Origin of the sequence: Bradyrhizobium sp. ORS 86, assembly GCF_045571475.1 — a bacterium.
Taxonomy (GTDB): Bacteria; Pseudomonadota; Alphaproteobacteria; order Rhizobiales; family Xanthobacteraceae; genus Bradyrhizobium.
This window is the reverse complement of the sequence record NZ_CP120699.1, coordinates 1,509,426-1,527,189: the sequence shown is the minus strand read 5'-3', so window position 1 is coordinate 1,527,189 and position 17,764 is coordinate 1,509,426. Positions and strand designations below refer to the sequence as shown.

The window sequence follows — 17,764 nt, the reverse complement described above, 5'->3', positions numbered from 1 at the left end:
ACGCCATGGCACGAGTTTACGTCTCCACCGTCGTCAACGCGCGCAACGATCGCGTCTGGGCTCGCGTGCGCGACTTCAACGGGCTGCCGAACTGGCATCCCGCGATCGCGGAGAGTCGCATCGAGGGCGGCGAACCGTCGGACAAAATCGGCTGTGTCAGGGATTTCCGGCTGCGCAATGGCGACCGTATCCGCGAGAAGCTGCTCGGCCTCTCCGACTACGACATGTTCTGCACCTACTCGATCCTGGAATCGCCGATGGGGGTCGAGAACTACGTGGCGACGTTGCGGCTGACGCCGGTCACCGACGGCGACCAGACCTTCCTGGAGTGGACCGCCGAATTCGATTGCGCGCCGGAACGCGAGACGGAGCTCATCAACAACATAGGCGGCGGCGTGTTTCAAGGCGGGTTCGACGCGCTGAAGCGGGCGTTCGGGGGCTAGCAGATGCATCGATCAGTTACCGCCATGTTGCCGGTCCACCTCTCCCTCTGTGGGAGAGGTCGGATCGCATCGCAAGACGCGATCTGGGTGAGGGGTCGCGCCCTCTCGTGGGACGTCAGCCCCCTCACCCGCGCCTTCGGCGCGACCTCTCCCCGTTGGGGAGAGGTGATGCTTGCGGACGCAGCTCTCGAAACCATCGACATGAGATTTTAGCCCGTGCCGCATATCGTCAAGAGCACGATCCTGGATGCGCCGACCGATGCGGCGTGGGCCGTGCTGCGCGATTTCAACGGGCACGATCGTTGGCACCCGGCGGTCGCGACCAGCGCCATCGAGCGCGCGCAGCCGTCCGACAAGATCGGCTGTGTCAGGCGGTTCAAGCTGAAGGACGGCTCCGAGCTGCGCGAGCAGTTGCTGGCGCTGTCCGACCTCGAGCAGAGCTTCAGCTATTGCCTGCTCGATACGCCGATCCCGATGTTCAACTACGTGGCGCATGTTCGGCTGCTGCCGGTGACCGACGGCGACCGCACCTTCTGGCACTGGGAATCACGCTTTACCACGCGGCCGGAAGATAAGGACCGCATCACGCAGATGGTTTCGGAAGACATCTACCAGGCGGGATTTGAAGCCATCCGCCGGCATCTGAAGGAGGCCGCGTAAGCGGGAAGGACATCATGCCCATCACGGTGAAAACCTTCACCAGCACCCACGACGCAGCGGCTGCATTGTCGTCGGATCGCAGTGCCCGTTATCTCGGCGGCGGCACGCTGGTGATGCAGGCGCTGAACGAGGGCGATATCTCGATCTCGACCATCGTGCGCGCCAACGATCATGCGATGAGCAGGATCGACGCCACCGGTTCCCGCATCACGCTTGGTGCCGGCGTCACTTTTGCGCGCGTCCTGGCCGAGCGAGAGCTTGCCTTTCTGCACGCCGCTGCGCGCTCGATCGGCGGGCCGGCGGTACGTAACATGGGCACCGTCGGCGGTAATTTGTTCGCGCCCGTTCCGTATGGCGACTTCACGGTTGCGATGCTTGCGCTCGAAGCGACGGTGTCGGTGCAAGGTGGCCTCGGCGGCCGCGAGATCCCAGTCGAGGAATTCCTGCAGTCGCGCGACCGGCAGACCGGTGCGCTGGTGCTCGCGATCTCCTTCGCCCGGCCCGGCAGCGCTGACGCCTTTCGCTACCGCAAGGTCGCGCGAATCAGGCCGAAGGGCGGCGCGGTGATCACGCTCGCTGCGCATCTGCCCGCCAATGGTGGCCGCATCGTCGGCGCGCGCGTCGCGCTCGGCTCGATGGCGGCAACGCCGATCCGCGCCCGTGCCGCCGAGCGCGCGCTGGAAGGACGCTCACTGGATTCGTCCACGATCAATGCAGCCGCCGCGGCCGCCGTCGAAGGAACCTCTCCCGGCGACAATGCGCTCGCCAGCGCCTGGTATCGCCGCGAGATCGTTGGCGTCCACCTCCGCCGCCTGTTGTCCGGTCAGGAATAGATCGTCATGACCAAGACCGCCCTTCAATTCCGCCATAACGGCCGTGACGTCGCGATTTTCGTCGACGGCGGCACCAACCTGTTGGTCGCGCTGCGCGAGCTGATCGGCGACATGACGCCGAAATTCGGCTGTGGCCAGGGCGGTTGCGGCACCTGCAGCGTGCTTGTTGACGGCGAGTTGCATCTCGCCTGCCTGACGCTCGCCGAAACGGTCGCCGGCCGCTCGGTCGAGACGCTCGACGGGATGAAGGATGGCCCTAATCTGCACCCGCTGCAGCGTGCCTTTGCCGACAATTTTGCCGCCCAGTGCGGCTACTGCACGCCGGGCATGCTGATGGCCGCGAAGGCGCTGCTCGATCGCAACCCGCAGCCGAGCCGCGCAGACGTTGTCGAGGCCATCTCGGGCAATATCTGCCGCTGCACCGGCTATGAGCCGATCATCAACGCCGTGCTATCAGCCGCATCCGGCAGCCGGGCGCGCGCGTAAGGGAACAGTGCCATGCTGGAACTGCGCAAGGACATCTTCGCCGACGAGCGTGACGACAATCTGAAGGAGATCGGCAAGGGCACGCAGCGCCAGGACATGCTCGGCCATGTCACCGGCACCTCGCCCTATTTCGACGATCACAAGCTGCAGGGCATGCTGCACCTGAAGGTCGTCCGCAGCGCCCACTCGCATGCGCGGCTGCGCCGGATCGACACCTCGGAAGCCGAACGGTCAGCGGGCGTGCGGCGGGTGATCCGCGGCTCCGATGTGCCGCGCAACCTCAACACGCTGCTCAGCCTGATCAATTTCGGCAAGGACGACGAGCCGTCACTCGCTGTTGACAAGGTGCGCTACAAGGGTGAGCCGATCGTCGCCGTCGTCGCCGACAGTCCGCGCGAGGCCTATGAGGCGATCGCCAAGGTCAGGATCGACTATGAACCGCTGCCCGCCGTGTTCGATGTGGAAGAGGCGCTGAAGCCGGGCGCGCCCGTCGTCAACGAGGTCTACCCGAAGAACACCTTCACCTATCACGAGACCTACGATCATCAGAAGCTGCGGTTCGGCGACGCCGACCGCGCGCTGGCCTCCGCCGATCACGTGCTGGAGCAGCGCTACCAGATGTCGCCGATCGAGCATGCTCCGACCGAGACCAACGGCTCGATCGCGGCACCTGACACCAACGGCCGCTATATCGTCTACACCTCGACGCAGGCGCTGTTCTTCTCGGTCGACACCTGCGCCAAGATCCTCGACGTTCCCTCCAACACCTTCCACTTCATCGGCGGCACCGTGGGCGGCGGTTTCGGCGGCAAGGTCGATACGCTGACCGAGCCGCTCTGCATTCTCGGCGCGATGCTGACCGGGCGGCCGGTGCGCTACGTGTTCGGGCGCGAGGAAGAGATGCAATACGGCCCGCCGCGCGGCGCCGAGCGCATCTACATCAAGGACGGCGTGATGCGTGACGGCCGCGTTGTCGCCCGCAAGGTGCGTGCCTATTTCGACAGCGGCGCCTATACGCGGCTGTCGAGCTATGCCGCGGTGAAATGCGCCGCGCATTTGCCGGGGCCCTACACCATCCCGAACGTCCATGGCGACGTCTATTGCGTGTTCACCAACCGGACACCGGCGACGGCGATGCGCGGCTTCGGCGTCACAGCGATGGACTTCGCCATCGAATGCCAGATGGACAAGCTCGCTCATCTCGTCGGCATGGACCCCATGGAATTCCGGATCCTCAATGCGTATCGCGACGGCGACATGAAGGCGCACCGGCGCGAAGCCAAGAACACCGCGCTGATCGAATGCGTGCAGGTCGCCGCCGAGAAGGCCAAATGGCCGATCCGCGAGGAGTTCAAGCGGATGTCGTCGCGCAAGGATGGTGGCGGCGCCCGCGCCGCCGTGACGCCGACCCCGCGCGAGGCGCATGCGCCGCCGGCCGCGCCATCCCAGCAGCGCACGACGTATGACCGCGCACCGGTCGCAACCCGCGAGCCGCCGCCACCTCCTCCCCCGGCTGCGCCGCCACCGTCGCCGCGGCCTGGTGCGCCGTCGCACGGCGCCACCCGCTTCTCGTCCGTCTTCGGCACCAGGAGGCGCTGACCATGGCCCGGCATCGTGGACGCGGCATCGCGTCGGTCAATTATCCCATCGGCATGAATCTCGGCGGCGACCCGAGCCAGGCGCTGGTGCATTCCAATCCGAGCGGCAAGTTCACGGTCGCGCTGTCCTCCATCGATCTCGGCCAGGGCATGAAGTCGGTGACGCGGCAAATCTGCGCCGAGACGCTCGGCGTGCCGGTCGAGGACGTCTATGTCGACACCGCCGATTCCGACACCGGCCCGCACTGCATGGGCTCGTTCGCCTCGCGCGGCACGCATCGCGTCGGCAACGCGGTGATGGCGGCGGCGCGCGAGGCACGTGGCGTGATGATGGAGGCCGCGGCAGAGGAACTGGAGGTGAACGCCGCTGATCTCGAGACCGACGGCCGCGGCAACATCCACGTCAAGGGCGCGCCGCATCGTTCGATCTCGACGAAGGACGTCGCGATTGCCGCGCAGTTCAAGCAGGGCAAGACGATCTCCGGCCGCGGCATCTTCCTGGTGCCGCTCTCCGATGTCGATCCCGAGACCGGCGAGATGTCGCCGGCGACATGCTATGCGCATGCCTGCCTCGTCGCCGAAGTGGAGGTCGACGACGAGACCGGCGAGGTCGCGATGGTCCGGATGGATTCTGCCTATGAGCTCGGCCGCGCGCTCAACCCTCGGCTGGTCGAGCAACAGCTCGTCGGCGGTGCCTGGATGGGCGTCAGCCACGCGCTCTACGAGACGCCGGAGCCTTATTATCCCGATCCAGTGCACGGGCCGCGCGACTTCGTCGAATATCTGATGCCGGGACCCGGCGACATCTGCCCGCACGATATCGCGGTGCTGGAGCGCCCGGCGCCCGACGGCCCGTTCGGCGCCAAGGGACCGGGTGAGATGTGCGCCAATCCGGTGCTGCCCGCCATTGCGAATGCGATCTTCAACGCCGTCGGAGTACGGATCGACGATCTGCCGATCACGCCGGAGAAGGTGCTGCGCGCGATCAAGGCGCAGGGCGGCGCACGGCCGCAGCCGCGACGCTGAGGGTTTGCCATGCCGGTTCGCAGCAACATCGTCGGCATCGACAGCCCCGAGGCGCTGGAGAAAGCGCTGCGCGCGGCCTATTACCTCGCCGACGACGGCATCGCGACGGCGTCCTATCTTTCGCTCGCGCTCGGCAAGCCGCTGCTCCTCGAAGGCGCGCCCGGCGTCGGCAAGACCGAGGCGGCGAAAGCGATCGCCGCGGTGCTCGGCCGCAAGCTGATCCGCCTGCAATGCTATGAGGGCATCGACGCTGCCGCCGCGCTCTACGAGTGGAACTATCCGCGCCAGATGCTGGCGATCCGGCAGGCGGGTGAGGAGAGCATCGACATCTATGGCGAGGCGTTCCTGATCGAGCGCCCGATGCTCGCCGCGCTGCGCGCGCCCGACGCGACCGTGCTGCTGATCGACGAGATCGATCGTGCCGACCAGGAGTTCGAGGCCTTCCTGCTCGAGTTTCTCTCGGACTTCCAGATCTCGATTCCCGAGCGCGGCACCGTGCGCGCCGCCGAGCACCCGGTCGTCGTGCTGACGTCGAACCGGACGCGTGATCTGCACGAAGCGCTGCGGCGACGCTGCGTCTATCACTGGATCGACTATCCGAACGCCGAGCGCGAGGCGCGCATCGTGATGATGCGGGCCTCCAGCGTCGCCGAGGCGACCGCCCGGGCCGTGGTCGCCGCAGTCGGCAAGCTCCGCCGCGAGCCGCTCAGCAAGGCGCCGGGCATCGCCGAGGCCGTCGACTGGGCGGAGGCCGCGACCTTGCTCTACAAGGGCGGCGCACGCTGGCCCGACGCGTTCAAGCGCTCGATCGGCGTCGCGCTGAAGGATGAGGAGGATCTTCATTTCATCTCACCCCGGCTCGATGCGATCATCGCGGAGGCCGCCGCGTGAGCGACGATCTCAAGCTGCCGCGCGCCGCGCAAGTCTTCGTCTCCTTTGTCGCGCTGCTGCGCGCCAACGGCTTCTCGATCGCGCCGGAGCAGACCACGAGCTTCCTGGCGGCGATCGAATTGCTGGGACCGCGGAGCCTCGAGCACATCCGCCAGGCCGGCCTCGCGACACTGGCGCCGCCGCCGGGGCGCCGCGCGACATATGATCGCCTGTTCGATATCCACTTCCGCGGTTCTGAAGCGATCGAGCGGGCCGAAGGCGACGACGACGAGACTGTCCGCCTCCAGGAAGAGGGCCGCGGCGAGGACGAGCCGCCGCTCGCCGACGAAGCCAATGAGTCCGGCCTCGCCGCGGCGCGTGCCGAGGCGCTGGTCGAGCGCCGCTTCGCGCAGACCTCGACCAGCGATCCGCTGCGGCGGCTGTCGCGTGAGGCGGCACGGCGGCTGCCGCGGCGGCGCGGTCACAGGCGACGGCGTGCGCGCAGTGGTCCGTTCGCCGATCTCCGCCGTACCTTGCGCGACAGCGTGCGCAATGACGGCGAGGTGCTGCGGCTCGGGCGCCTGCGCCGCCGCGAGCGCCCGCGCAAGATCCTGCTCCTGATCGACGTTTCCGGCTCGATGAAGGCGCGCACCGAAGAGAATATGAAGCTCGCGCATGCGCTGGCACAGGCGGCCGGCAATGTCGAGGTCTTCACCTTCGGCACGCGGCTGACCCGCGTCACCCGCGCGCTGCGGCTGAAGCGACGCGAGCAAGCATTGAACGCGGCCGCATTCCTGGTCAGCGACTGGGACGGCGGCACCCGGATCGGCGATGCGCTGCAAGCCTTCCTCGCGGTGCCGCGGTTCGGCGGATATGCCCGCGGCGCCGCGGTCGTGATCGTCTCTGACGGTCTGGAGCGCGGCGATCCAGCCGCGCTGCGCGATGCGGTCGCAAAACTGTCGCGCCGGGCCTGGCGCGTAAGTTGGCTGACGCCGCTCGCGACCGGGCCCGGCTTTCGGCCGCAAACCGAAGCGCTGATCGCGATCCAGCGCTTTGTCGATGATCTCGTGGACGGCGGATCGAGCGCGGCGATGGTTGCGCATCTGCTGTCGCTCGGACGAAGGAGAGCTGCGTGACTGATATCGTGGACGGCCATCATCACATCTGGCGTCAGGCCGATCTCGCCTGGCTGTCCGGTCCGATGCAGCCGCGCATCTTCGGCCCCTATGAGCCGATCCGCCGCGACTATCCGATTGAAGAATATCTCGACGACCTCAAGGGCAGCGGCGTCACCCGTTCGGTCTACGTCCAGACCAACTGGCCGACCGATCGGTTCGAGGACGAGACCGCCTGGGTGCAGCAAACCGCCGACCAGCATGGCTGGCCGCACGCGATCGTCGCCTATGCCGACTTCTCCGTCGATGACGTCCGCCCGCAACTGGATCGCCTGACGCGGTATCCGCTGGTGCGCGGCGTGCGTATGCAGATGCACTGGCACGAGAAGGAGCTCTATCGCTTCGCGGCGCGTGCTGATCTCTGCGCCGATCCAAATATCCGGCGCAATGTCGGGCGCCTCGCCGACTATGGCTGGAGCTTCGACCTGCAGGTATTCGCACCGCAGATGGAAGGCGCGGCCGGCCTCGCCGCCGCCTGTCCCGACGTGACCTTCATCCTCCAGCATGCCGGCATGCTGGAGGACCTATCGCCACAGGGACGCGCAGCCTGGCGAGTCGGCATGGCGCGGCTCGCGCAATGTCCGAACGTGGTGTCGAAGCTCTCCGGGCTCGGCACCTTCATCCACCGCAACGACGCCTCACACATCGCCGATGTCGTGACCGACACCGTCGCGATGTTCGGCGCGGAGCGCTGCCTGTTCGGCTCGAACTTTCCGATCGAGAAGCTGTGGACCAGCTATCGCGACCTCGTTGGGGCCTTCGAGGCGGCAACCGCGCGGCTCAGCCCACAGCAGCGCGAGGCGATCTTCAGCACGACGGCGACGCGGGTCTATCGGCTCGCGCCCTAGGCGCTGCGAACACAGACACGAACACGAATTGGGAGGAATGCAATGCCGTTGGAGATCAAGATCCTGGATTACGGCGATATCGAGCTGGAATCGAGCTTTCTCGTGCTCGGGCACAATTGCGGCCGTACCCGCCGTGTGCTGACGCTCGGCTTCCTGATCCTCGGCGGCCCGTATCCGGTGCTGGTCGATACCGGCTATCGCTCCAATCAGATCATGGAGACGCTCGGCATGCGCGGCCTCCAGTTCCACGAGAACATGATCGAGAACCAGCTCGCCCGCCACGGCGTGCGGATGGGCGACGTGCGCTTCGTCTGCCACACCCATCTCCACATTGATCACGCCGGCAAGGACGATCTGTTCCCGATGAACACGACAGTCGTCCTCAATCGCAAGGAGCTGGAATATTCCGTCTCCGGCCTGATGCATCCGCAATATCCGGCACCCGACATCAAGCACCTGATCGACCGCCTGCACACCAAGAGCGCGCTGCGCTTCCTCGATCTCGAGATCACCGGCCCGGTCGAGCTGATGCCGGGCGTCTATTGCGACGCGGCCAATGCCCACACCGAGGGCTCGATGAACATCCACGTCCACACCGCCGATGGCATCGCGACGATCTGCGGCGACGTCATCTACGATTTCAACGACCAGATCGTCACCCCCTTCAACGAGATCCACGACGCCGAACCGCGCACCACCGGCAATCACGGCACCAGCAAGCGCGCGGAGAAGGCCGCGATCAAGAAGCTGCTCTCCAGCTCGCGCTACCTGCTGCCGGTGCATGATCGCCCGGCGAAGATCGAAGGCGGCGTGGTGGTCGGCCGGCTGCATGACCAGGTGCCCGGACCGGTCGTGCAGAGCCTGCCGCAGCGCAACTGGTTCCCGGCGTGAGCGCAAAGGACTGACGCGATGACCCATGTCACCCTGCGCACCGAGTTCGAGGACCTGATCGATCCCTATGCGCCTGTCGGCCAGGTGGGAACGGGCTTCGATTTCACCGAGGGACCGATCTGGCATCCGCTCGATCACTTCTTGCTATTTTCCGACATGCCCGGCGACGTGCGACGAAGATGGGATGCGCGGCGCGGCGTGGTCGAGGTCAAGCGCCCGTCGAACAAATGCAACGGCATGACCTACGACGCGGACCTCAATCTGATCGTCTGCGAGCATGCCACCTCCTCGCTGATCCGCGAGCGCCCCGACGGGCGGCGCGAGGTGCTGGCCTCGCACTACGAGAACCAGGAGCTCAACAGCCCGAACGACGTCTGCGTCCATTCGTCGGGCGCGATCTATTTCTCCGATCCGTGGTACGGCCGGATGCCGGTCTATGGCGTCGAGCGGCCGCGCCAGCTCGGGTTCCAAGGCGTCTATCTGATATCGCCCGGCGGCGGCGCGCCAAAACTTTTGGTGGACCGCTACCTATTCGACCAGCCGAACGGGCTCTGCTTTTCGCCCGACGAGCGCATCCTTTACGTTAACGACACCGTGCAGGCGCTGATCCGCGCCTTCGACGTCCAGGCCGATGGCTCGCTTGCTAATCCGCGCGCGTTCGCCAGCGGCATTCGTTCCGAGCTCGAGCCTGGCGTGCCCGACGGCATGAAGTGCGACCAGCGCGGCAATGTCTGGGTCACTGCACCCGGCGGCGTCTGGGTCTATTCGCGTGCCGGCGACCTGCTCGGCAAGGTCCGCCTGCCCGAGCTCGTCGCCAATCTCGCCTGGGGCGGGCCGGATTTCCGCACGCTCTATCTGACCGCGACCCATTCGGTCTATGCGATCCCGACCAAGGTCGGTCCGCGCCACGAGCCCTATATGAGCGGCAGGCGCGGCAGCACAGGCGCAACATCGTCCTCCGCTCCCGCGCCGAACCTGACCACCGGCGAGATGCGGATCGATCCGCAGCGCTGCGCGATGATCATCCAGGACATGCAGAACGACGTCATCATGGACGGCGGCGCGTTCGCAGATTCCGGTGCGCCCGCGCATGCGCGACAGCAGCACGTCGTCGAGAATGTGCGGCGGCTTGCCGAGGCGGCCCGCGCGCACGGCGTCGCCATCATCCACGTCTGGTTCGTCGTCGAGCCCGGCGCGCCCGGCGTGACCTTGAACGCGCCGCTGTTCGAGGGGCTGGTCGACAGCAAGGCAATGGTGCGTGGGAGCTGGGGCGCCGCGCCGGTCTCCGGGCTGGAGCCGCGGCCGGGCGACTTCGTGGTCGAGAAGATGCGGATGAGCGCCTGGGAGGGCACGCGGCTGGAGACGATCCTGAAGGCGACCGGCCGCGACATGATCATCAACACCGGGGCGTGGACCAACATGTCGGTCGAGCACACCGCGCGCACCGGCGCCGACAAGGGCTATTTCATGATCGTGCCGGAGGATTGCTGCTCGACCATGAATGCCGATTGGCACAACGCCGCGATCAATTTTGCCCTCCAGAACGTCTCCGTGGTGACCAACGCCGACACCGTCATCAAGGCGCTGGGCTAGAGAGAGGCGGGAGCGGTGCCGAAGCTCCTTCACCTCGCCTGCTCTCCGCGTGCCGCATCGGAATCGGCTGCTGGTGCGCGCGTCTTTCTCGAGACATTCCGGAAGGCGCGGCCGGACTGGGAAATCGACGCGTCGGACCTCTGGCGCGATCCCTTGCCGGAGTTCGAAGGCGATCTGCTGGAGGCCAAATATGCCCGCATCGGAGGCACGTCGTTCAGCAGTTCGCAGCGCGACGCCTTTGCGGCCGCCGAGCGCCTCGCGCTGCGGCTGTCGCTGGCCGACCGCGTGCTGATCTCGACGCCGATGTGGAATTTCAGCATTCCCTACAAGTTGAAGCAGTGGCTCGACGTCATTGTCCAGCCAGGCCTGACCTTCCGCTTCGATCCGGCGCAGGGCTATCAGCCGCTGCTCAAGGATCGCCCGACCGTCGTGATTCTGGCGAGCGGCAGCGATTTCGTCACCGGCATGAATCGCGGTCGCATCGACATGGCGACGCCCTATCTGCGCGAGGTGCTGCGCTTCATCGGCATTGGCGACGTGCGCTTCGTGCCGATCGGCCCGACCACCGGACCGACCGAGCCGATCCACATGGCACGCAACGCTGCGCATCGGAGGCTTGCAGAGATCGCGGGAAGATTTTGATTGGCGCAGGCGATGCTCGTCTCGGCGAAGAGCGGGACGATGTCGGGATGGCTCTTGTCCCACCTATCAAACAGCACTGTGTCATCACCGGGTCACGCGAACGCGCGCCCGATGACAGGCTCCAGCGGGTGATCCAGTATTCCAGGGACGCCAGCGTTTGAGCCGAGATGCCGCGGCGTACTGGATGCCCGCCTGCGCGGGGCATGACACCGCGATTCTCGCGACGTGAATCGTCCGAGCTTTGCATCTCGTTCGCTCTCCCATCAAGCAGAGGGCGCAAGAACAAAGCCCCCCAAATTAGCGCCTCGCAAATTCCGTGGTGCGAACGTAGCTCTAAGTAGTTGTCCGGATACAGCCGTGTTCCCGATCTGGCTATGGAATCTTCAGCTCACAAAAAGAAACGACATGAAGAAGCTGATCTATCGTCATCGGGATATTGAGTACACACTCGCCAACATCGAGCCCGACCTCTGGGCTTGGTCATTCGAGGTCAATGGACAACCCAAGCAAGGCACCACGCGTGCACGGCTCGACCTGCTGGCGCGACGCCGGGTTTGCATGGTGATCGATCGGGAGCTGAAGACCATCGCGCGCACGAAGCCGCCGCAGCCTGACTGACCCGACGGTCGAGCCGCTCCCTTATCCACTCATCGTCAGGCCACCGGATACGCTGATCACCTGCCCGGTCATGAAGTCGGCGTCGTCGCTCGACAGGAAGGCGATCAGGCCTGGAATATCGTCGGGCTGTCCGAGACGCTTGAGCGGAATGGCGCGCTTCAATCCGTCATAGATCTTCTGGCCATACTCGCCTTCGCCGACGAAGGAGCGCAACAGAACCGTATCGGTCGGTCCCGGGCAGACCACGTTGACCCTGACATTGTCGCGCGCGCATTCCCGCGCGATGGTCTTGGAGAACGCGATCAGGCCGCCCTTGCAGGCCGAATAGACCGCCTCTCCGGACGAGCCGACCCGGCCCGCATCGGAGGCGACGTTGACAACTTTGCCGCCGCCGGCGGCGATCAGGTGAGGAAGCGCTGCCTTGTGGAGATTGAGCGGACCGCGCAGGTTGATCGCGATGATCTGATCCCACAGGTCCGGCTCGGTTTGCAGGAACGGCTTGGCGACGTCCCAGCCGGCATTGTTGACGAGGATGTCGAGCCTGCCAAACTTGGCAACGCCGCGATCGACGGCGTCCTTGACCCCGGCATAGTCGGCGATATCGACGGGCACGCAGAGCAGGCGCTGGTCATCCGCGCCGAGGCCGGCGGCCAACTGCTTCAGCGCGTCGGCGTTGATGTCGAGCGCGATGATGTTGACCTCCTCGTCGAGGAAGCGGCGACAAATGGCACGGCCGATGCCGCCGGCTGCGCCGGTCACGATGGCGACGCGGTTCTTCAAGCCTCTCATGGTGCTGCTCCGTTCAATGCGCTGTGAACGCGATCCAGGAAGGACAATATCTTGCCATGAGCGACCGTCCAGCCGTCGATCCAGCGGGCAGCGAAGGAAAATCCCGGCCACACCGACCGTCGGCTCGCGCGAGACAGACCGACCGCTCAAGGCAGGCATTCAGTCGCTGGTGGTTGCGGCCGGAAACGGCATTTGGAATTCTGCATCGTCCGGTATCGTCCTCTTGATCTCAGGAGTTTCCCGACGTGGCCATCCTCAAGGACTTCACGGTGGGCTTCTACAATATCCCGCTGCCGACCGTGCTGAGCGACAGCACGCATGGCGAGATCAAGGCGTTCGAGCTGATCACGATCCGTGCCCGCGACGCCGACGGCGCGGAAGGAACCGGCTACACCTACACGGTCGGGCGCAACGGCGGCGCCATCGCCGATATCCTGAGCCGCGAGATCTGCGAGGTCGCGCGCGAGACGGAGGCCGAGGACACCGAGCAGCTCTGGCACAAAGTGTGGTGGGCGCTGCACTATGGCGGCCGCGGCGGCCCGGCGGTACTCGCCCTCTCCGCGCTCGACATCGCGTTGTGGGATCTGAAGGCGCGGCGGGCGTCGCTGCCGCTTTGGCGGCTGCTCGGCGGCTTCGACCCGCGCGTGCCATGTTACGCCGGCGGCATCGATCTCGATATGCCGCTGGATGACCTGCTGAAGCAGACCGACGACAATCTCGCCAAGGGCTTTCGCGCCATCAAGATGAAAGTCGGCCGTCCGAGCCTTGCATCGGACGTGACGCGCGTGAAGGCGATGCGCGGCCATCTCGGCGACGAGTTTCCGCTGATGGCCGACGCCAACATGAAATGGACCGTCGAGGAGGCGATCCGTGCCGCGCGGGCGTTGCAGCCTTTCGACCTGACCTGGCTGGAGGAGCCGACCATTCCCGACGACGTCGAGGGCCATGCGCGGATCCTGCGAGCCGGCGGCGTGCCGATTGCGGCCGGCGAGAACCTGCGCAGCCTGTGGGAGTTCAAGCCATATATCGCCGGCGGCGCGCTGTCCTATGCCGAGCCCGATGTCACCAATTGCGGCGGCGTCACCAGCTTCATGAAGATCGCGCGCCTCGCCGAGGCCTTCAACATCCCGGTCACCAGCCACGGCGCGCACGACATCACCGTCCATCTGCTGGCGGCCTGTCCGAACCGCTCCTATCTCGAGGCGCACGGCTTCGGCCTCGATCGTTACATCGCAAATCCGCTGGTGCTCGAACAGGGCATGGCGCTCGCTCCGGATCGGCCGGGACACGGCGTTGCGTTCGACTGGGCAGGATTGAACCGGCTGAGCGCGAGGTGATGAGGCGGCGGGAGTTCACCTCTCCCTCGGGAGAGGTCGGCGCGTAGCGCCGGGTGAGGGGTTGGGGTCCCTCGTGAGAGTTGCGGCCCCTCACCCGATTTGCTGCGCAAATCGACCTCTCCCCATCGGGGAGAGGTGAACGGAATTCGCGGTTACAGTCATTCGTAGTCGTGACGCTGCCGAAACGCTGGTCTGCCGGCCGACGCTAGGCGAGCCCGCAGCAAGCTGCTAGCTTTTTGCGCTTCAGATTTGCCTTTGCAAGTACAAGGACCGGAGCAAATGGACAACCGCAGTGATGTTTGGCGTGGCGTCGACGCGATCAAGCCGCGTTTCATCGAATTGAGCGACCGTGTGTGGGGAATGCCGGAGGTCTGCTACACCGAGGCACGCTCGTCAGCCGAACATCTGGCCGAGCTGCGGCATCAGGGCTTTCGCATCACCGAGAACGTCGCCGGCATTCCGACCGCGCTGATGGGCGAATGGGGCGAAGGCGGCGCTGTCATCGCCTTCCTGGGCGAATACGACGCGCTGCCCGGCCTCAGCCAGGAGGCCGGGGTCGCCGAACATCGTCCGATCGAGGCCAACGGCCACGGTCATGGCTGCGGCCACAATCTGCTCGGCTCCTCCGCTTTGCTCGCCGCCACTGCGGTGAAGGACTGGCTCGCCACCAACAAGGTGCCGGGGCGTGTGCGCTATTACGGCTGCCCCGCCGAGGAAGGCGGCGCCGCGAAGGCCTTCATGGTGCGGTCAGGGGCGTTCGACGACGCCGACATCGCCATCACCTGGCATCCGCACAGCTTCTGGGAGGTGGCGGTGACGCCGTCGCTCGCCAACACGCGCGCGGACTTCACCTTCACCGGGCGCACCTCGCACGCCTCGGCCTCGCCGCATCTCGGCCGCAGCGCGCTCGATGCGGTGGAACTGATGAATGTCGGCGTCAACTACATGCGCGAGCACATGCCGAGCGACGCCCGCGTGCACTACGCGCTGCTCGACACCGGCGGGATCGCACCCAACGTGGTGCAGGCCCATGCCCGCGTACGCTATTCGATCCGCGCCCGCGACCTGCCCGGCATGAACGAGCTGGTCGAGCGCGTGCACAAGATCGCGCAAGGCGCGGCGCTGATGACCGAGACCAGGGTGGAGATGAAGGTGATCTCCGCGGTCTCCAACATCCTGCCCAACACGCCGCTTGAGCAGGAGTTGCACCGGATCATGGAAGACCTCGGCCCGCCGCATTTCGACGATGCCGACAAGGACTTCGCCGGCAGGATTCGCGCGACCCTGACCGAGAAGGACATCGCCTCGGTCTATTACGCGATCGGCATGGATCCGACCGATCGACCGCTGGCCGACTTCCTGGTTCCGATCGACGCCAAGCGCAATCCACTGATCGGCTCCACTGATGTCGGCGACGTGAGCTGGGTGGTGCCGACCGTGCAGGTCCATGCACCGACGGTTGCAATCGGCACCCCCTTCCACACCTGGCAGGTTGTGGCGCAGGGCAAGACGCCCGCGGCGCACAAGGCGATGGTGCAGGCCGCCAAGGCAATGGCCGGCCTCGGCGTCAAGGCGTTGATGGAGCCCGAGCTGATCCAGGCCGCCAAGGCGGACCTGAAGAAGCGGACCACGCGGACACCTTATGTCAGCCCGCTGCCGGCGAATGTTGCACCGCCGTTGGATATGTCGGTGGCCTGACCGTCGGCTTTGACTCGAGGCGGACCGGGATCGTATCCCGGTCAGCGCCGGATTTGATCCAGAACCTGGCCCGGGACATGATCCCGGGCAAAGCTTGACGCGCGCCAAAAAAACGCATCAGAACAAAGGATAACGAACAAATTTTCCGCACCTCACGGGGCGCGGGAGCATGCTTTGGCGCGGAAAATGCCGAAGCCATGTGCGGCGACGTGGCCTCCTGCACAAGCGATAGCCAAAAGACCAATGGGCTGCGCCGCGTGAGGCGTTGACCTGCGCGGTCATTCGGTGTGCCATCTGCGGCCAAATGAACCGGCAGCCCAATCCAGCGGCCAGCCGCAATCACCGGAACCGGACGAGGGGACTATGTTCGACAAAGACCTGCGGAGCATGATCGACGACGTAAAGGGCGGACGCATGGACCGCCGCGCCTTCGTCAAGCGGATGATTGCCGTCGGCCTCACGGCGCCGATGGCCAACCAGATCCTCGCCATCGGCGGCGTCGCGATGGCGCAGAGCCCCAATCCCTACAAGCCGACCAAGCGCGGCGGCGGCGGTCCCTTGAAACTGCTGTGGTGGCAGGGCCCGACCCTGCTCAATCCGCATTTCGCGACCGGCACCAAGGACCAGGACGGTTCGCGCATCTTCTACGAACCGCTCGCGAGCTGGGACGTCGACGGTCATCTCAACCCGATCCTCGCCGCCGAGATTCCCTCGATCAAGAACGGCGGGCTCTCCGCCGATGCCAAGACGGTGACATGGAAGCTCAAGCCCGGTGTCAAATGGCACGACGGCAAGCCGTTCACCGCCGACGATGTCGTGTTCAACTGGGAATATGCCACCGATCCCGCGACGGCGGCCGTCTCCAGCGGCACCTACGCCGACATGACCGTCGAAAAGGTCGACGACCTCACTGTCCGGATCAACTTCAAGAAGCCGACGCCGTTCTGGGCCAACGCCTTTGTCGGTGCCTATGGCTGCATCCTTCCGAAGCATCTGTTCGCGGAGTACAAGGGCGGTAAGTCCCGCGAGGCGCCGAACAATCTGAAGCCGGTCGGCACCGGCCCCTACAAATTCATCGAGTTCAAGCCGGGCGATCTGGTGCGCGGCGAGATCAATCCCGATTACCACATGCCGAACCGGCCCTATTTCGACACGATCGAGATGAAGGGCGGCGGCGATGCCGTCTCGGCGGCACGCGCGGTGATCCAGACCGGCGAATATGATTTCGCCTGGAACATCCAGGTCGAAGACGAGGTGCTGCTGCGCCTGGAAAAGGGCGGCAAGGGCAAGACGCTTTATGCCGTCGGCGGCGACATCGAGTTCATCGCGGTCAACTTCACCGATCCCAACACCGAAGTCGACGGCGAGCGCTCGTCGATGAAGACCAAGCACCCGATCCTGTCGGATCCCGCCGTGCGCAAGGCGCTGGCGATGCTGGTCGACCGCGACTCCGTGAAGAAGGTGATCTACGGCCGCGCCGGACGCACCACCGCGAACTATCTCAACGGCCCCGAGGAGTTCGTCTCCAAGAACACCAAATGGGAGTTCAACATCGAGAAGGCGAGCCAGCTTCTGGAACAGGCCGGTTGGAAAGCAGGATCCGACGGCATCCGTGAGAAGGACGGCAAGCGGCTCAAGCTGCTTTACCAGACCTCGATCAACGGACCGCGTCAGAAGACCCAGGCGATCGTCAAGCAGGCCTGCCAAAAGGCCGGCATCGACGTCGAGCTGAAATCGGTGGTGGCCTCGGTGTTCTTCTCCTCGGACGTCGCCAATCCCGACACGTATTCCAAGTTCTACGCCGACATCGAGATGTTCCAGATCCCGATGACCCAGCCCGATCCCGCACTGCACATGCGCCGCTACATCTCGCGCAATGTCGCCACCAAGGAGAACAAGTGGCAAGGCCAGAATTTCCCGCGCTGGGTCAACAAGGATTACGATGCCGCAATCGATGCGGCGGATGTCGAGACCGATCCGCTCAAGCGCGCCGACCTCTATATCAAGTGCAACGACCTGTTGTGGGAGAACACGGTGATGATCCCCGTGATGCACCGCCTCGCGGTCGAAGCCTGCTCCAATACGCTGCGGCCGGCGCTCTCCGGCTGGGCCAACCAGACCGACAACCTGCAAGACTGGTACCGGGAAACCTGAGCCGGGGACCGGTCTGGAGTTGAAGGGTGCACCCTCTCCCCGTTCTTACGGGATGAGGGGCTTTAACCGCAAATACCGTGAAAGGTGAGTTCGTGGAGAGTCC

The 17,764-nt window shown here is 65.4% G+C and carries 17 protein-coding genes; 16 read left to right on the top strand and 1 reads right to left on the bottom strand.

All coding sequences use genetic code 11. The features are described 5' to 3' along the window. The first annotated feature begins 5 nt into the window (after positions 1–5). The 13 genes from P6U25_RS07040 to P6U25_RS06980 all read left to right on the top strand — a co-directional run bounded on the left by P6U25_RS07040 (position 6) and on the right by P6U25_RS06980 (position 11,683). A complete protein-coding gene (locus P6U25_RS07040; RefSeq protein ID WP_407150778.1) occupies positions 6–443 on the top strand; it encodes an SRPBCC family protein in 438 nt (145 codons plus the stop codon). A 216-nt stretch (positions 444–659) separates the two neighbouring features. Next, a complete protein-coding gene (locus tag P6U25_RS07035) occupies positions 660–1,103 on the top strand; it encodes an SRPBCC family protein (RefSeq protein WP_407150777.1) in 444 nt (147 codons plus the stop codon). A 14-nt stretch (positions 1,104–1,117) separates the two neighbouring features. Continuing rightward, the gene (locus tag P6U25_RS07030) at positions 1,118–1,936 is read left to right on the top strand and encodes an FAD binding domain-containing protein (RefSeq protein ID WP_407150776.1); all 819 of its coding nucleotides are present in this window, start codon (positions 1,118–1,120) and stop codon (positions 1,934–1,936) included. A gap of 6 nt (positions 1,937–1,942) precedes the next feature. Continuing rightward, positions 1,943–2,422 (top strand): (2Fe-2S)-binding protein, encoded by a 480-nt coding sequence (locus P6U25_RS07025; RefSeq protein ID WP_407150775.1) that lies wholly within the window; start codon positions 1,943–1,945, stop codon positions 2,420–2,422. Between the two features lie 12 nt (positions 2,423–2,434). Next, complete coding sequence (locus P6U25_RS07020) at positions 2,435–4,021, top strand: xanthine dehydrogenase family protein molybdopterin-binding subunit (RefSeq protein WP_407150774.1); 1,587 nt, start codon at positions 2,435–2,437, stop codon at positions 4,019–4,021. Between the two features lie 2 nt (positions 4,022–4,023). Then, positions 4,024–5,046, top strand: a complete 1,023-nt coding sequence (locus tag P6U25_RS07015) for a xanthine dehydrogenase family protein molybdopterin-binding subunit (RefSeq protein WP_407150773.1) — start codon at positions 4,024–4,026, stop codon at positions 5,044–5,046. 9 nt (positions 5,047–5,055) lie between these two features. Continuing rightward, positions 5,056–5,937 carry an AAA family ATPase gene (locus tag P6U25_RS07010; RefSeq protein ID WP_407150772.1) on the top strand — a complete coding sequence of 294 codons (882 nt, stop codon included), beginning with the start codon at positions 5,056–5,058 and terminating at the stop codon, positions 5,935–5,937. Continuing rightward, positions 5,934–7,052 (top strand): vWA domain-containing protein, encoded by a 1,119-nt coding sequence (locus tag P6U25_RS07005; RefSeq protein ID WP_407150771.1) that lies wholly within the window; start codon positions 5,934–5,936, stop codon positions 7,050–7,052. Before P6U25_RS07010 ends, P6U25_RS07005 begins: the two co-directional genes overlap by 4 nt. Further along, positions 7,049–7,939 carry an amidohydrolase family protein gene (locus P6U25_RS07000; protein WP_407150770.1) on the top strand — a complete coding sequence of 297 codons (891 nt, stop codon included), beginning with the start codon at positions 7,049–7,051 and terminating at the stop codon, positions 7,937–7,939. Before P6U25_RS07005 ends, P6U25_RS07000 begins: the two co-directional genes overlap by 4 nt. Before the next feature lie 42 nt (positions 7,940–7,981). Then, on the top strand, positions 7,982–8,830 hold the full coding sequence (locus P6U25_RS06995; RefSeq protein ID WP_407150769.1) for an MBL fold metallo-hydrolase: 849 nt from the start codon (positions 7,982–7,984) through the stop codon (positions 8,828–8,830). 18 nt (positions 8,831–8,848) lie between these two features. Continuing rightward, positions 8,849–10,423, top strand: a complete 1,575-nt coding sequence (locus P6U25_RS06990; protein ID WP_407150768.1) for an isochorismatase family protein — start codon at positions 8,849–8,851, stop codon at positions 10,421–10,423. 15 nt (positions 10,424–10,438) lie between these two features. Continuing rightward, on the top strand, positions 10,439–11,065 hold the full coding sequence (locus tag P6U25_RS06985; protein ID WP_407150767.1) for an FMN-dependent NADH-azoreductase: 627 nt from the start codon (positions 10,439–10,441) through the stop codon (positions 11,063–11,065). A gap of 405 nt (positions 11,066–11,470) precedes the next feature. Next, the gene (locus tag P6U25_RS06980; RefSeq protein WP_407150766.1) at positions 11,471–11,683 is read left to right on the top strand and encodes a hypothetical protein; all 213 of its coding nucleotides are present in this window, start codon (positions 11,471–11,473) and stop codon (positions 11,681–11,683) included. Between the two features lie 21 nt (positions 11,684–11,704). Here the strand turns inward: P6U25_RS06980 and P6U25_RS06975 are convergent, their stop codons facing one another. Then, positions 11,705–12,472 carry a glucose 1-dehydrogenase gene (locus P6U25_RS06975; RefSeq protein ID WP_407150765.1) on the bottom strand — a complete coding sequence of 256 codons (768 nt, stop codon included), beginning with the start codon at positions 12,470–12,472 and terminating at the stop codon, positions 11,705–11,707. A 245-nt stretch (positions 12,473–12,717) separates the two neighbouring features. Between P6U25_RS06975 and P6U25_RS06970 the strand changes: the two genes are divergently transcribed. The 3 genes from P6U25_RS06970 to P6U25_RS06960 all read left to right on the top strand — a co-directional run bounded on the left by P6U25_RS06970 (position 12,718) and on the right by P6U25_RS06960 (position 17,661). Then, complete coding sequence (locus P6U25_RS06970) at positions 12,718–13,809, top strand: mandelate racemase/muconate lactonizing enzyme family protein (RefSeq protein ID WP_407150764.1); 1,092 nt, start codon at positions 12,718–12,720, stop codon at positions 13,807–13,809. Between the two features lie 279 nt (positions 13,810–14,088). Continuing rightward, entirely contained in the window at positions 14,089–15,507 is a 1,419-nt protein-coding gene (locus tag P6U25_RS06965; protein ID WP_407150763.1) for a M20 family metallopeptidase, read from the top strand. Positions 15,508–15,870: 363 nt separating this feature from the next. Continuing rightward, entirely contained in the window at positions 15,871–17,661 is a 1,791-nt protein-coding gene (locus P6U25_RS06960; RefSeq protein ID WP_407150762.1) for a peptide ABC transporter substrate-binding protein, read from the top strand. Positions 17,662–17,764 lie beyond the last annotated feature (103 nt).

What these genes read in the sequence shown, in the direction of transcription:
- P6U25_RS06995 (WP_407150769.1), top strand. Translation starts at nt 7,982, where the DNA reads ATGCCGTTGGAGATCAAGATCCTGGATTACGGCGATATCGAGCTGGAA.
- P6U25_RS07020 (WP_407150774.1), top strand. Translation starts at nt 2,435, where the DNA reads ATGCTGGAACTGCGCAAGGACATCTTCGCCGACGAGCGTGACGACAAT.
- P6U25_RS06980 (WP_407150766.1), top strand. Translation starts at nt 11,471, where the DNA reads ATGAAGAAGCTGATCTATCGTCATCGGGATATTGAGTACACACTCGCC.
- P6U25_RS06990 (WP_407150768.1), top strand. Translation starts at nt 8,849, where the DNA reads ATGACCCATGTCACCCTGCGCACCGAGTTCGAGGACCTGATCGATCCC.
- P6U25_RS06960 (WP_407150762.1), top strand. Translation starts at nt 15,871, where the DNA reads ATGTTCGACAAAGACCTGCGGAGCATGATCGACGACGTAAAGGGCGGA.
- P6U25_RS07010 (WP_407150772.1), top strand. Translation starts at nt 5,056, where the DNA reads ATGCCGGTTCGCAGCAACATCGTCGGCATCGACAGCCCCGAGGCGCTG.
- P6U25_RS07030 (WP_407150776.1), top strand. Translation starts at nt 1,118, where the DNA reads ATGCCCATCACGGTGAAAACCTTCACCAGCACCCACGACGCAGCGGCT.
- P6U25_RS07040 (WP_407150778.1), top strand. Translation starts at nt 6, where the DNA reads ATGGCACGAGTTTACGTCTCCACCGTCGTCAACGCGCGCAACGATCGC.
- P6U25_RS06965 (WP_407150763.1), top strand. Translation starts at nt 14,089, where the DNA reads ATGGACAACCGCAGTGATGTTTGGCGTGGCGTCGACGCGATCAAGCCG.
- P6U25_RS07025 (WP_407150775.1), top strand. Translation starts at nt 1,943, where the DNA reads ATGACCAAGACCGCCCTTCAATTCCGCCATAACGGCCGTGACGTCGCG.
- P6U25_RS06975 (WP_407150765.1), bottom strand. Translation starts at nt 12,472, where the DNA reads ATGAGAGGCTTGAAGAACCGCGTCGCCATCGTGACCGGCGCAGCCGGC.
- P6U25_RS07015 (WP_407150773.1), top strand. Translation starts at nt 4,024, where the DNA reads ATGGCCCGGCATCGTGGACGCGGCATCGCGTCGGTCAATTATCCCATC.